General features: G+C 69.5%; 14 protein-coding genes. 8 read left to right on the forward strand and 6 right to left on the reverse strand.

All coding sequences use genetic code 11. The features are described from left to right. Positions 1-6 precede the first annotated feature (6 nt). From pufM to ACK4UM_RS17225, 6 genes are all read left to right on the forward strand, one after another. On the forward strand, positions 7-984 hold the full coding sequence (pufM, locus tag ACK4UM_RS17200; RefSeq protein WP_409801598.1) for a photosynthetic reaction center subunit M: 978 nt from the start codon (positions 7-9) through the stop codon (positions 982-984). Further along, positions 981-2,081: a photosynthetic reaction center cytochrome PufC gene (gene pufC, locus ACK4UM_RS17205; protein WP_409801601.1), complete on the forward strand. Its 1,101-nt coding sequence runs from the start codon at positions 981-983 to the stop codon at positions 2,079-2,081. Before pufM ends, pufC begins: the two co-directional genes overlap by 4 nt. Positions 2,082-2,233: 152 nt before the next feature. Beyond that, entirely contained in the window at positions 2,234-3,037 is an 804-nt protein-coding gene (locus ACK4UM_RS17210; RefSeq protein WP_409801604.1) for a hypothetical protein, read from the forward strand. Between the two features lie 87 nt (positions 3,038-3,124). After that, complete coding sequence (locus ACK4UM_RS17215) at positions 3,125-4,357, forward strand: GNAT family N-acetyltransferase (protein WP_409801607.1); 1,233 nt, start codon at positions 3,125-3,127, stop codon at positions 4,355-4,357. A 73-nt stretch (positions 4,358-4,430) separates the two neighbouring features. Next, on the forward strand, positions 4,431-4,862 hold the full coding sequence (locus ACK4UM_RS17220; RefSeq protein WP_409801610.1) for an HIT family protein: 432 nt from the start codon (positions 4,431-4,433) through the stop codon (positions 4,860-4,862). A 175-nt stretch (positions 4,863-5,037) separates the two neighbouring features. Beyond that, entirely contained in the window at positions 5,038-5,919 is an 882-nt protein-coding gene (locus ACK4UM_RS17225; RefSeq protein WP_409801613.1) for a hypothetical protein, read from the forward strand. Positions 5,920-5,965: 46 nt separating this feature from the next. Here the strand turns inward: ACK4UM_RS17225 and ACK4UM_RS17230 are convergent, their stop codons facing one another. The 4 genes from ACK4UM_RS17230 to ACK4UM_RS17245 form a co-directional block, all read right to left on the reverse strand. Next, the gene (locus ACK4UM_RS17230; RefSeq protein WP_409801616.1) at positions 5,966-6,808 is read right to left on the reverse strand and encodes a hypothetical protein; all 843 of its coding nucleotides are present in this window, start codon (positions 6,806-6,808) and stop codon (positions 5,966-5,968) included. Further along, positions 6,805-9,270: an ATP-dependent Clp protease ATP-binding subunit ClpA gene (clpA, locus tag ACK4UM_RS17235; protein ID WP_409801619.1), complete on the reverse strand. Its 2,466-nt coding sequence runs from the start codon at positions 9,268-9,270 to the stop codon at positions 6,805-6,807. The genes ACK4UM_RS17230 and clpA overlap by 4 nt, the downstream gene beginning before the upstream one ends. 33 nt (positions 9,271-9,303) lie before the next feature. After that, positions 9,304-9,675, reverse strand: coding sequence for an ATP-dependent Clp protease adapter ClpS (gene clpS / locus ACK4UM_RS17240; RefSeq protein ID WP_409801639.1), 372 nt, complete (start codon positions 9,673-9,675; stop codon positions 9,304-9,306). A 231-nt stretch (positions 9,676-9,906) separates the two neighbouring features. Next, positions 9,907-10,293, reverse strand: coding sequence for a DUF2267 domain-containing protein (locus ACK4UM_RS17245; protein WP_409801622.1), 387 nt, complete (start codon positions 10,291-10,293; stop codon positions 9,907-9,909). 625 nt (positions 10,294-10,918) lie between these two features. On the opposite strand from ACK4UM_RS17245, the gene ACK4UM_RS17250 reads away from it, so the two are divergent. Both ACK4UM_RS17250 and ACK4UM_RS17255 read left to right on the forward strand, forming a co-directional pair. After that, positions 10,919-11,920, forward strand: coding sequence for an SIS domain-containing protein (locus ACK4UM_RS17250; RefSeq protein ID WP_409801625.1), 1,002 nt, complete (start codon positions 10,919-10,921; stop codon positions 11,918-11,920). A 10-nt stretch (positions 11,921-11,930) separates the two neighbouring features. After that, positions 11,931-12,830 (forward strand): EamA family transporter, encoded by a 900-nt coding sequence (locus ACK4UM_RS17255; protein ID WP_409801628.1) that lies wholly within the window; start codon positions 11,931-11,933, stop codon positions 12,828-12,830. Between the two features lie 12 nt (positions 12,831-12,842). Here the strand turns inward: ACK4UM_RS17255 and ACK4UM_RS17260 are convergent, their stop codons facing one another. Beyond that, positions 12,843-13,286 carry a response regulator gene (locus tag ACK4UM_RS17260; RefSeq protein ID WP_409801631.1) on the reverse strand — a complete coding sequence of 148 codons (444 nt, stop codon included), beginning with the start codon at positions 13,284-13,286 and terminating at the stop codon, positions 12,843-12,845. Positions 13,287-13,329: 43 nt separating this feature from the next. Next, entirely contained in the window at positions 13,330-13,791 is a 462-nt protein-coding gene (locus ACK4UM_RS17265) for a BLUF domain-containing protein (RefSeq protein ID WP_409801633.1), read from the reverse strand. Positions 13,792-14,020 lie beyond the last annotated feature (229 nt).

A 14,020-nucleotide genomic window follows, 5' to 3' on the forward strand; every position in this document is an offset into this window, starting at 1 on the left:
GTCGCCATGGCCGATTATCAGAACATCTTCACGCAGGTCCAGGTGCGCGGCCCCGCCTACGCGGGCGTGCCGATCGCCCGCGGACCCTGGACGCGCGAATTCAAGCCGATCTTCGTGCACCTCCTCGGACGCATCGGCGACGCCCAGGTCGGGCCGGTCTATCTCGGCTGGACGGGGCTCGCCTCGCTCATCTGCGGCTTCATCGCGATCGAGATCATCGGCCTCAACATGTGGGCCTCGGTGAACTGGGATCCGATCGAGTTCGTGCGGCAATTGCCGTGGCTCGCGCTCGAGCCGCCGCCGCCGCATTACGGCCTCTCGCTGCCGCCCCTCAACGACGGGGGATGGTGGCTGCTCGCGGGCTTCTTCCTGACGGCCTCCATCGTCCTGTGGTGGGTGCGCGTCTATCGCCGGGCGCGCATGCTCGGCATGGGCACGCACATCGCCTGGGCCTTCGCCGCGGCGATCTGGCTCTATCTCGTGCTCGGCTTCATCCGCCCGATCATGATGGGCTCCTGGGGCGAGGCGGTGCCCTTCGGCATCTTCCCGCATCTCGACTGGACGGCCGCGTTCTCGATCCGCTACGGGAACCTGTTCTACAACCCGTTCCACGCGCTCTCGATCGTGTTCCTCTACGGCTCGACGCTGCTCTTCGCCATGCACGGGGCGACCGTGCTCGCGACGACGCGCTACGGTGCCGAGCACGAGGTCGAGCAGATCATCGACCGCGGCACGGCCTTCGAGCGCGGTGGCCTGTTCTGGCGCTGGACGATGGGCTTCTGCGCCACCGCCGAGTCGATCCACCGCTGGGCCTGGTGGTTCGCCGTGCTCACCCCGATCACGGGCGGCATCGGCATCCTGCTCACCGGGACGGTCGTCGACAATTGGTATCTGTGGGCGGTCAAGCACGGCGTGGCTCCCCCGACCCCGACGGGCTTCCCCGTCCTGCCCGACCCGCTTCTCGCGACTGGGGGTGCGCAATGAACCCGCGCTATGTCTGGAACAACTTCTGGCTGGGAATGGCGGGCGCGCTCGCCGCGGTCGTCGGCGTGGCCCTGCTGTTCACCTTCGAATGGCCGTCGACCCGCGTCGAACAGAGCGGCTGGCGCGGCAACGGCATGGCCCAGATCTACAACCGGATCTCGGCGGACACCATGCTGCGCCGGACGGTCTTCCCCGAGATCTCCCCCGAGATCGAGCCCGCCGGCGTGCCGGCGAGCGAGCTCTACGATAACGTCCAGGTTCTCGGCCACGTCGACGCCAACGAGTTCATCCGCCTGATGGCCTCGCTCACGGAATGGGTGTCGCCCGAGCAGGGCTGCGCCTATTGCCACGCGGACGGCGAGGAACTCTCCTCCGACAGCCTCTACACCAAGCGCGTGGCGCGCCGCATGATCCAGATGACCATGACGGTCAACCAGGAATGGGCGAGCCACGTGGGTGCGACCGGCGTCACCTGCTATACCTGCCATGCGGGGCAGCCGGTGCCGGCGAACATCTGGTTCGAGGAGCCGGGCCAATGGCGCGGCACGGGTCTCGTCGGCAATCCGGCAGGCCAGAACATCGCGGCGCCGCAGGCGGGCCTGTCCTCGCTGCCCTTCGATCCGTTCTCGCCCTTCCTGCAGGAGAACCCCGCCGCCATCCGCGTCGCCGGGGCGACCGCGCTGCCGACGGGCAACCGCACCTCCATCAAGCAGACCGAGTGGACCTACTCCCTCATGATGCACATGTCGGACGCGCTCGGCGTGAACTGCACGTTCTGCCACAACAGCCGCGCGTTCTCCGATTGGGAGCAGAGCCCGCCGACCCGCACCAATGCCTGGCACGGCCTGCGGATGGTGGAGGCGCTCAACGCGACCTATCTGAACCCGCTGCAGCCGGAATACCCGGCGAGCCAGCTCGGACCGCTCGGCGACGCGCCGAAGGTCAATTGCGCCACCTGCCACCAGGGCGTCAATCAGCCGCTCTACGGCTTCCGGATGCTCGAGGGCTACCCGTCGCTCGCGGCCTGGGGCCCGCCCGAGCTCCAGGATCCGCCGCTGGACTGGACGCAGGGCGCGCCGCAGCCGGCCGGCCAGTAGAGACGCGGCGCCGACGATGCGATGACATCGCCGCGTCGGACGTATTCCATGGGCACGCCCGGCTCGTCGCCGTCCGGGCGTGCCCTACTTGTCTCGGCAAGGGGATCGAGAGGCCGCAGACCGACCGCGTCAAACGAGAGGGAATCGCCGCAATGATCATGACCATCGTCGAGAGCGGGGGCGCGCACAAGCTGCCCCGGGGCTCGTCCGTCGCCGTCTTCGCCATGCTGTTCTACGTGCTGGCCGCGAGCATCGCCGCGGGCGCGGGCAATCTCGGCTCGGGGCTGCTCGTCCTCGCCATGGGCGCGGTGGTGATCGCGCTCGTCGATTACGTGATGTGGCGCGACGTCGCCAAGGAGGGCGCCGCGACGACGCTCGGGCCCTACGTGCTCGCGGGCGAGGAGACCGGCCCCGAGATCCTGCGCTTCGACGAGCCGGGCCATTTCGAGGCCGTGCGCACCGAGGCGCCGGTCGCGCGCGTCGTCGCGCCGGCGGCGGAACCGGGCGAGGCGCAGCCCGTCCCGCCCGCCGCGAACGACCCGGGAGCGGGGGAGACCGAGCGCGCCGAGGTCGGCTACGCCGACGCGGACCCTGTCGAGACCGGCGGCGGCGAGACGATCGAGGCCGTCGCCGAGCCCGTCGTCGAGCACGCGCAGGCGGTCGTCGAGGAGCCGGCGAGCGTCGAGGCGCGCGCGGACGCGGTCGGCACCCGTCCCCCGGCGCTCGCGGCGCCGCGCGAGGCCGGCGCCGACGATCTCAAGAGCATCACCGGCATCGGTCCGGCGAACGAGGCCAAGCTCAACGCGCTCGGCATCTACCATCTCGACCAGATCGCCGCCTGGGACGAGGCGAACACGCGCTGGGTGGGGGCCTATCTGTCGTTCCCCGGCCGCATCGAGCGCGAGGATTGGGTCGGCCAGGCGCGGCTCCTGACGCAGCAGCGCGCGAGCGCCTGAGGCGCTTCGCTTCCGGTCCACGGACCCGACGACGCGCGCGGCCGAGGCGGTGCGGCGCGCGTCGCATCGGCCCCGCCGCGCGACTTGATGCGCTCGCGCCCCGGCCTATCTTCCGGTGAGCCTCGCGCGAACGGAGCGGCCGTGTCGGAATTCACGCTCAAGGTGACGACCGGGATCGACGGCGTCGATCCCGCCGCATGGGACGCGTGCGCGATCGGCGCGCATGTCGGCGCGCTCGGGATCGACCCCGCCTGCCCGTTCGTCTCCCACGCCTTCCTCGCCGCGCTCGAGCGCGCGGGCTGCGTCGGCGAGGGCACCGGCTGGTCTCCCGCCCATCTCCTCGTCGAGGACGCCGCCGGCACGCTGGTGGCGGCCGCGCCCGCTTATCTGAAGACGCACAGCCAAGGCGAGTACGTCTTCGATCACGGCTGGGCGGACGCCTATCACCGCGCCGGCGGCAATTACTACCCCAAGGTCCAGGTGAGCGTGCCGTTCACCCCGGCGACCGGGCCGCGCCTCCTGGTGCGTCCCGGGCCGCGCGCCGAGAGCGCGCAGGCGCATCTCGTCGCGGGGCTGCGGGCGCTTCGCGCCAAGACCGGCGCCTCCTCGATCCACCTGACCTTCCTGCCCAAGGCGCAATGGCAGGCGCTCGGCGAGGCCGGCTTCCTGCAGCGCGTCGATCAGCAATTCCATTGGCTCGACGAGGGCTACGGCAGCTTCGACGGGTTCCTCGACAGCCTCGCCTCGCGCAAGCGCAAGACCATCCGGCGCGAGCGCCGCGACGCGCTCGGCGACGGCATCACGATCGAGTGGGTGCGCGGGTGCGAGATCACGCAGGCGCATTGGGACGACTTCTACGCGTTCTACCGCAATACCGGCTCGCGCAAATGGGGGCGGCCCTACCTCAACCGCGAGGTGTTCTCCCGGCTGGGCGAGGCGCTCGGCGAACGGGTGCTCCTGATCCTCGCCCGCCGGGCCGGTGCCTATGTCGCCGGCGCGATCAACTTCATCGGCGAGAACACGCTCTACGGGCGCAATTGGGGCTGCGTCGAGGAGCACCCGTTCCTGCATTTCGAGGTCTGCTATTATCAGGCGATCGATTTCGCCCTCGCCCACGGGCTGACCCGCGTCGAGGCCGGCGCGCAGGGCGAGCACAAGCTCACCCGCGGCTATCGACCGGTCGAGACCTATTCGGCCCACGACATCGCCGATCCCGGCCTGCGGCGGGCCGTCGCAGATTATCTCGGCCGCGAGCGCGCCTATGTCGAGGCGGTCGCCGAGGAGCTCGAGGCGGCGCTGCCGTTCCGGCGCGAGCCGTGACCGGCGCGGCCGCTTGACGGCGGCGCGGCCCCCGTCGCACGCTCGCGCGCCCGCCCCGAGAGGAGAGCCCCCGATGCATGCGACACCCGCCTACGACAACGATAACGTGTTCGCCAAGATCCTGCGCGGCGAGCTTCCCGCCCACAAGGTCTACGAGGACGAGGCGACGCTCGCCTTCATGGACATCATGCCGAGAGCGCCGGGTCATGTGCTCGTGATCCCCAAGACCCCCTGCCGCAACATCCTCGACGCCGATCAAGCGGTGCTCTCCTGCGTCCTCGCGACCGTGCAGAAGGTGGCGCGCGCGGCGAAGGAGGCGTTCTCGGCCGACGGGCTGACGATCCAGCAATTCAACGAGAGCGCGGGCGGCCAGGTCGTCTTCCACCTGCATTTCCACGTGATCCCCCGCCATGCGGGCGTGCCCATGAAGCCGCATACCGGCGACATGGCGCCGAGCGAGGAGCTGCGCGAGCAGGCGGAGCGTCTGCGTGCATTGATATCATAAATCGAAGCGGTGTATATGATTATGACGCATGGAGAGATAAAAAATGCATAGATAGTGCAGAAACCTATTGCGCGATGCTCCGGCCTGTGGTTGTCTTTCGTCATGGCAAGCGGCGCCAGCGGTGCGGACGGATCTTCCGCATCGGGCGCCTCGACGTCGAGAGGGGTGGACACAGATGACGAGCCTCAGCTTCACTTCGCCCACGGGTCCGAACCCGATCATGATCGGCAACCGTCCGGGCATCTCGGATTCCTTCCTCGCCAACCTGCCCGCGCAGCAGCCGGGGCGCACGCCCGAGGGCTTCGACACGGGCGCCTGGTTCCGCAACATGATCGGCGGCAACGGCAACGGCAACGGCATCGGCAACGGCGGGATGCTCGGCAACCTCGTCGACGACATCGTCAACCGGGTCGTCGACCGGCTCTCCAACGTCCTGTCGGGCGGCGCGAACCGGCCGGGCGGCAACATGTTCCAGCCGCAGCCGGCCGCCGGCAACATGTTCCAGCCCCCCGCGACGAACGGGGCGAACATGTTCCAGCCGCCGGCCGCCAACGGGAACAACATGTTCCAGCCCGCTCAGGGCAACGGTTCGATGTTCGGGGCGAACGGGGCGAACGGCACGGGCGCGCCGACCGGGACCGCGCCCGCCGATCGCGGCTACGACCCCGACGTGTGGGGCCCGAGCAAGCCGCCGTCCGAGATCGCCACCCCGAGCTTCGACGATCGCACCCGCGTCTATGCCGAGATCGCGACGCGCGACGGCAATGCGGGCTCGATCTCGGCGAACGATCTCGGCGCCTTCCTGGCGGAGGCCGGCATCAAGGCGGCGAAGCCGCTCGTCAACGGCGCCGTCGCCAACGTGCTCGAGCGCCTCGGCTTCTCGCAGCCGGTGGCGGACAAGGTCCTGCAGGGGATGTGGGAGCTCTTCGACAAGCTCGGCATCCAGGCGCCGAAGGGGCAGGATCTGTTCAACGTGTTCGGCTCCGTCGCCCAGAACGGTCAGATCAGCCCGACCCAGTTCAACAAGCTGATCGACGGCCTCGCGCAGCTCGCCTGAGGCCCGCCGATCTCGGAACGATTGGAAAACGAGCAGGCGCTGCGGCTCAGCCCAGCGCCTGCATCAGCATGCGCGCGCCCTCGACGAGATCGTCGATCGTGTAGCCGAAGGCGGTGAGGATGCCGGTCACGCCGAAATAGAGCGCGACGATGATGATCGGCACGAGGATCCAGCCGAGGATCTCTTCCGTCACGTAGCGCCGACGGCGGCGCTGCCAGCGGCGCTCCCGCTCGCTGAGCGGGGCCTGGCGCGTGCTCCGCTGCGCGCCGAACCGCCCCCGCCGGGGCGCCTCCTCCCCTGAAAGGTCGTAGGCGGCCTGCCGATCGGGCTCGAGCGTCTCGGCCGCGTCGGTGACCTGGTCCGCCTGCGCGGCCCGAGCCTCCTTCTCCGCGCGTGCCGCACGGCGGCGGGCGGCGAGCGTCGAGACCTGCGTCGCGAGGAACGTCTGAACGCGCGCGCCGATCGCGACGAGGGTCGCGGCGGCACCGCGGCGCTCGCCGTCGTCGGCGATATCGAGGGGGGAGGGGGGCTCCTCGCGGCGACCGAACCTGGCGCGCCGCTCCGCGCTCATGTCGAGCGCCGAAAAGCTCGGGGAGGCGCCGTGATCGACGGGAGGCGCGGCCCCGACGATAGGCTCGCGGCGCGACGGCGGAACGACGGCGCCGACAGGCATCGCGTCGAGGCGGACCATGGGGCCCTGGCCGATCTGCGCGCGCGCCTCGGTGATGTCCGGATCGACGACCGGTTGCCCGGCGCCGTCGGGACGGCCGCGCGGCGGGCCGAGATCGGCCGCGCTCTCGTCGATGATGGGATCGCGCGCGAGCGGGTCGTTGCGAAGCGAGGCGGCGCGCAGACGCGCGACCGCCTCGTCGAGATCGCGGGACGTCATGCGCGGACCAGCGGGACCTTCGGCACGGTCCGGACGCTGCCCGAGCCGCCGCCGTCTGGCTTCTTCGGCTTCTTGGCGGCTGCCGGCTTCGCCTTGCGCGGCTTCTTCTTCTTCGGCGCGGCGTCCGGACCGGGATTCGGGTCCTTCGGCTTCGTCACCTTGACGGGGCCGGGGAAGAACTCGAAGCCGAGCTTCTCGTCCCCCGTCTCGCTCTTCTCGAGCACGACCTTGACGGCGCCGCCGCCCTTCAGCTGCCCGAACAGCACCTCGTCGGCGAGCGGCGTCTTGATGACGGACTGGATGAGGCGACCCATCGGGCGCGCGCCCATCGCGTCGTCGTAGCCGTGCTCGACGAGCCAGTCGCGGGCGCCGTCGGTCAGCTCGATCGTGACGTTGCGGTCGGCGAGCTGCGCCTCGAGCTGCATCACGAACTTGTCGACCACCTTCATGATCACCTCCTTCGGCAGGTTGCCGAACGAGATGACCGCGTCGAGGCGGTTGCGGAATTCGGGCGCGAACAGCTTGTTGATCGCCTCCTGGTCGTCGCCTTCGCGGCGGGTGCGCGTGAAGCCGAAGGCCTGCTTGGCGAGATCGGCGGCGCCCGCATTGGTGGTCATGATCAGGATGACGTTGCGGAAGTCGACATGCTTGCCGTTGTGGTCGGTCAGCTTGCCGTGATCCATGATCTGCAACAGGATGTTGAACAGATCCGGATGCGCCTTCTCGATCTCGTCGAGCAGCAGCACGCAATGGGGATGCTGGTCGACGCCGTCGGTCAGAAGACCGCCCTGGTCGAAGCCGACATAGCCCGGAGGCGCGCCGATGAGGCGGCTGACCGTGTGGCGCTCCATGTATTCCGACATGTCGAAGCGCAGGAGCTCGACCCCGAGCGCCTTCGAGAGCTGGCGCGCCACCTCCGTCTTGCCGACGCCGGTGGGGCCGGCGAAGAGGTAGTTGCCGATCGGCTTCTCCGGCTCGCGCAGGCCCGCGCGGGCGAGCTTGATCGCGGAGACGAGGGCGCCGATCGCCGCGTCTTGCCCGTAGACGACGCGCTTGAGCGAGGTCTCGAGATTGGCGAGCACCTCCGCATCGTCCTTCGAGACGGTCTTGGGCGGAATGCGGGCCATCGAGGCGATGGTCACCTCGATCTCCTTGACGCCGATCGTCTTCTTGCGCTTGGCCTCGGGCAGCAGCATCTGCGAGGCGCCGGTCTCGTCGAGCACGTCGATCGCCTTGTCCGGCAGCTTGCGGTCGTGGATGTAGCGCGCCGCGAGCTCGACGGCGGCCTTGATCGCCTCGTTCGAGTAGCGCAGCTTGTGGAAGGTCTCGTAATAGGGCTTCAGGCCCTTGACGATCTCGATCGTGTCCGGGATCGACGGCTCGTTGACGTCGATCTTCTGGAAACGGCGGACGAGGGCGCGATCCTTCTCGAAATACTGGCGGTATTCCTTGTAGGTCGTCGAGCCGATGCAGCGCAGCGTGCCGGCGGCGAGCGCCGGCTTGAGCAGGTTCGAGGCGTCCATCGCGCCACCCGAGGTCGCACCGGCGCCGATCACCGTGTGGATCTCGTCGATGAACATGATCGCCTTGGGGTGCGCCTCGATCTCCTTGACCACCTGCTTCAGGCGCTCCTCGAAATCGCCGCGATAGCGCGTGCCGGCGAGCAGCGCGCCCATGTCGAGGGCGAACACGGTCGCGTCGGCGAGGACTTCCGGCACCTCGTGCTCGTTGATCTTGCGCGCGAGGCCCTCCGCGATCGCGGTCTTGCCGACGCCCGGATCGCCGACGAGGAGCGGGTTGTTCTTCTGGCGCCGGCAGAGCACCTGGATGGTGCGCTGGACCTCAGCCTCGCGGCCGATCAGCGGGTCGATCTTGCCCTCGCGGGCCTTCTTGTTGAGGTTGACGCAATAGGCGTCGAGCGCATCGCCCTTCTTCTTGGCGCCGCGCTCGCCCTCCTCGCCGGAGGGCCGCTCGTTCTGCTCCTCCTCGACGCCGCGCGGGGCGCGCGGCTCGGAGGCGCCGGGGCGCTTGGCGATGCCGTGGGAGATGTAGTTGACCGCGTCGTAGCGGGTCATGTCCTGCTCTTGCAGGAAATAGGCCGCGTGGCTCTCGCGCTCGGCGAAGATCGCGACGAGCACGTTCGCCCCCGTCACCTCCTCGCGACCCGAGGACTGGACGTGGATCACCGCGCGCTGGATCACGCGCTGGAAGCCCGCCGTCGGCTTGGCGTCCGCCCGATGATCGGCGACGAGATTGGAGAGCTCGTTGTCGACGTATTCCACGAGATTGCGCCGGAGCGCCTCGATGTCGACGTTGCAGGCGCGCATGACCGCCGCCGCGTCCTGGTCGTCGACCAGGGCGAGCAACAGATGCTCGAGCGTAGCGTATTCATGGCGCCGCTCGCCGGCGAGGGCGAGGGCCCGATGAAGCGCTTGTTCAAGAGAGCGGGAAAAGCTCGGCAAGGCTGGCCTCTGGTGATCTCGAGGGAAATCGGGTCACTTCTTCTCCATAACGCACTGGAGCGGATGGTGGTGCTTGCGGGCGAAGTCCATCACCTGCGTCACCTTCGTCTCCGCCACCTCGTAGGTGAAGATGCCGCACTCCCCCACCCCATTGTGGTGGACATGCAGCATGATCCGCGTCGCGTCCTCCCGAGACTTGTGGAAGAAACGCTCCAACACGTGGATCACGAACTCCATCGGCGTGTAGTCGTCGTTCAACAACAGCACGCGGTACAAATTGGGCTTTTTCGTGCGCGGCTTGGTCTTCGTGACGATCGCCGTACCCGAACGCCCCCCATCGTCCTCTCCGCCGGCGCCGCCGGCTCCACCGGCCCCGACGACGACGTGATCGCGCGGCGTCGGCATCGCCCGCAGGCCCGAGCGAGGCCGCAGGCCCGTGCTCTCCGTCTCGCAGCTCGTCCGAACCATGGCAGCCGGCACACCCGTCTTCTTGGTCATCTCAGCCGTCGGGCGCCCGCTCGGGCAGCGCGCCCGACCTGAATGAAAGCGCGTCGTTCGATCAATGTATAGTCCCCCTGCCGGGTTCGCCAGGGGTGGCCGCGCGCGGATGCGGTCGCAGGGCCGCGCGCGGGCGCTTCAGACGAATTGCTGCAGCCCTGGAATGGCCCCGACGATGGGCCCGAGCGTGTCTTCGCCGACCTGCTCGCGGCCATAGGCGAACAATTCCTTCCCGAGCGGCTGCATCTGGTTCATGCCGACGCCGATCTGCATGAGCTTGCCGCCGAGCGCCATGACGCCGCCGCCCATCATGCCGCCCATCATGCCCATCATGCCGCCGCCCCCGGCCGCCGCCTCGCCGTCGACCATCGCGCGCTCCGATTCGGGCATCGCCGCGATGAGCCGGCCGACCTCCTCGGGGGGACCCTCCTTCTTCAGGAAGGCGAGGATGATGCCCACCGCCTTGCGGGCGGTGTCCGGGTCGAGGCCGGTGCGGGCGGTGATGCGTGCGATGAGCTCGTCCATGGATTTCTCCTCGTCGCCGGGCTCGGCACCCGGCGTCCTCTTTCTTTCGATGCCCCCTTGGATCGCAGACGCGGCCGCGATGCGCAAGGCGTGGCCGGGCGGGCGGCCGATGTCCGAGCCGGAGGAACGCACGAGAGGCCTGCGCGGAGCCGGAGGCGGCATGCGATATTTCGCGCGAGGCGATCGTGGTTACACATCTCATTGTGTCGCGGTGACGAGAGCGAGCTCGTCGTGGCCCCCGAGGCGCTCTCTCCTTCCCCTGCGCTGAAAGTTCGAAAATCTTTTGCCGAGCACCCCACCGCCGTCATTCCGGGGCGCGAAGCGAGCCCGGAACCCAGATCCACGACCTTGGATTAGCAGCCTATAGGCTGCGCCCCTCGACGCATCCATGTCTGTCGGTTGTGCAGTGAGCGCGCATGCGCGCTCGAACCAGCGTCGGGAGTCTGGGTTCCGGGCTCGCTTCGCGCCCCGGAATGACGGGCAGGAGACAGCTTTTTCAAGTTCTGAGGGGGAGGATGGGCGGCCTCTCATCGGACCGTCTCCTGTCACGGGTCGCATCCCCGCGCGGCGCGTGCTAGACACCGGCGCGCGCGGCCCGCCCGCGCGTCGTCCCGGATGGAGCCCGATGAGAGCCGTGACCGACACCGCCCGAAACGAGACCGCGCCCGATGCCGTCGCCTGCGCGCTGCGCACGCTCGCGACCGAGCGCGACGGGCTCGATGCCCTGCGCGCCGCGCTCGGCGGGCCCCTCGGCGCGGCCTTCGCGGACGCGGTCGAGAAGCTGCGCGCGCTGCCCGGTCGCGTGATCGTGACCGGCATGGGCAAGTCCGGCCATATCGGCCGCAAGATCGCGGCGACCCTCGCCTCGACCGGCACCGCCGCCTATTACGTCCATCCCGGCGAGGCGAGCCACGGCGATCTCGGCATGATCCTCTCGCAGGACGCGATCCTCGCTCTGTCCTGGTCGGGCGAGACGAGCGAGCTCTCCGATCTCATCGCCTATGCCAAGCGCAACGGCGTCACGCTCGTCGCCTTCACGTCGGACGCCGGCTCGACGCTCGGGCGCGCGGCGGATGTCTGCCTTGCTCTGCCGAAGGCCCGCGAGGCCTGCCCGAACGGGCTCGCGCCCACGACCTCGACGACGATGCAGCTCGCGCTCGGCGACGCGCTCGCGGTGGCGCTCCTCGAGGCGCGCGGCTTCACCGCTCAGGATTTCCGGCTCTACCATCCCGGCGGCAAGCTCGGCGCGCTCCTCAAGCAGGCCAAGGACATCATGCATCGCGGCGAGCGCCTGCCGCTCGTCGCCACCGGCACGCCGATGAGCGAGGCGCTCGCGGTGCAGAGCGACAAGAGCTTCGGTTGCGCGATCGTCGTCGACGCGGCGGGCCGCCTCGCCGGCATCGTCACGGACGGCGACGTGCGCCGCCACATGGGCAACGACCTCCTCGCGCGCAGCGTCGACGAGGTGATGACCCGAAAGCCGCTGACGATCGCGCCCGACATCCTGCTCGGCGAGGCGCTCGAGCTCGTCGAGACGCGCAAGGTCTCCGCCCTCGTCGTCGTCGAGGAGGGCCGCCCGGTCGGCCTCGTCCACGTGCTCGATCTCCTGCGCGCCGGCGCGGCCTGACGCCGCCCGGATGAGCGCCCCCGCATCGCTCCTCGGCGCCGTCCTCGCGCTCGGCTCGGCCACCTGCTACGGCCTCTCGATCGTGCTCGCGCGGCTCGTGGCGGATGCGGGCGTGAGCGGGGTGTCGCTGGTGTTCTACCGCACGGCGATCGTGCTCGTCGGCGTCGTCGCGATCGCGTTCCTCGCGCGCGAGGCGGTGCGGGTGCCCCGCGAGCGGCTCGCGGTCGTGCTCGTCCTGTGCGTCTCGAGCATCGCGATCGCGATCGCCTATATCAGCGCGATCGTGTTCGTGCCGGTCACGGTCGCGGTCGTCGTGTTCTACACCTACCCGGTGCTGATCGTCCTCGCGAGCCCCTTCGTCGAGGGGCGGCGGCTGTCGGCGGCGCTCGTCGCGGTCGCGGGGACGGCCTTCGTCGGGGTGGGTCTCGTCGTCGGGCCGGCGGCGGAGGGGCTCGATTGGCGGGGCGTGGCGCTCGCCGGTCTCGCGAGCGCGGCGGCAGCGACGCAGTTCTTCGCCGGCGCCCGCGCGCGCGACCTCTCACTGACCGTGAAGGTCCTGTGGATCAACGTCGCGACGCTGCCCGCGAGCCTGCTCGTGGCGAGCGCCTTCGGCGTGATGAACCCGCCCGCCGATCTCCTCGCCGCGCCCGTCGCGGTGGGGGCGAGCGTCGTCGTGTTCGTCGGCGCCTTCTCGCTGCAATTCATCGCGCTCGCGCGCACGAGCGCGGTCGCGGCGGGCCTGTCCTTCTCGCTCGAGCCGGTGGTCGCCGCGCTCGCGGCAGCGCTCCTCCTGGCCGAGCGGATCGGCCCCGTCCAGATCGCGGGCGTCGTCCTCGTCGTCGCGGCGATCGCGGGCAACGTCGTGATGGAGACCGCGCGCGCGCGGCGCCTGCGAGCCCAGGGCGCGTGAAGGGGAGGGGCCTCAGAGCACCTCGTGGAGGCTCTTCTGGGTCCAGTCGTTGACGATGCGGCGGCGGCGCGCCTGGCGGCGGAGCACCGTCTTCAGCTTCGATTTGAGGAGCGCGATGTCGAAGGGCTTCAACAGGAACGCGTCGACGCCCGCCGCGTGCGCGGCCGTGACCTGCTCGAAGGTGATCGACGTCTCGGTGAGGATGAAGGCGATCTTGAACAGGTGCTCGTCGCTCTTGATCGTGCGCAGGATCTGCAGCCCGTCGATGGGTTCGAGATCGAGATCGCAGACGATCAGCCCGTAATTGCCGTTGCGCACCATGTCGAGCGCCTCGACGCCCGAGCGCGTGGTGTCGACCTCCGAGAAGCCGAGACGCGTGAAGATCTCGGCCACGAGGCGGCCGATCTTGGCGTTGTCGTCGATGATCAGGACTGCGGGAAAGGGATCGTCGGACATCAGCCCTCCTCCTTCCGCGCCCGAGGGGCGGCCCGGCACGCGCTCATGTCAGGGCCTCGATGCCGCGCTTGGCGAGGAGGTTCGCCTGCAGCGCGTGGAAGCAATCGTGCAGGTGGGAGGGCTTGGGCGTGCCGCGCGCCAGCTCCTCGTCGATCTCGAAACGCTCGAGGATCTCCTGGGTCATCAGGTTGCGCTCGATCAGCTCGAAGGAGGGCAGGAGCTCGCGGCGCGGGATCTCGCGCCACTCGACGATGCGCACGTCCTTGTGGCGGTTGTCGACGGAGATCTTGCGGAAGGTCTGGTTCAGAGCCTCGCGATCGCCCTCCATCATCTGGCAGAAATAGCCGCGGTCGTGGACGAGGATGCTCGTGATCAGGGCGAACTCGTTCTGCCGACGGCACTGGCGGACGAGCTGCTGCTCCTGCTCGCGAAGCAGGCCCGGCTCGCGCTCGAGATTGCTGCGGCTGTAATAGATGATCCGGCTCAGGCTCGATCGTGTCAGCATGGACGGCTGGCTCTCTCCCGAGCCATTTCCTGCCATGCCCGCCGATAAGAAATGGTGAACGCTGCGCGGACGGACCCTCTCGGGCGCCGGAGGACCGGCGCCCGAGCGCGGCTCAGGGGCACTGGACGCGGATGATGCGGCCGCGGCGGTCGCGCGCGGTGCAGGCGGCGGGGGTCGTCTCCGCGCCGATGATCGCGCCGGCCGCCGCGCCGAGCGCGCCGCCGACGAG

The organism is Salinarimonas sp. (assembly GCF_046292825.1).
Lineage (GTDB): Bacteria > Pseudomonadota > Alphaproteobacteria > Rhizobiales > Beijerinckiaceae > Salinarimonas.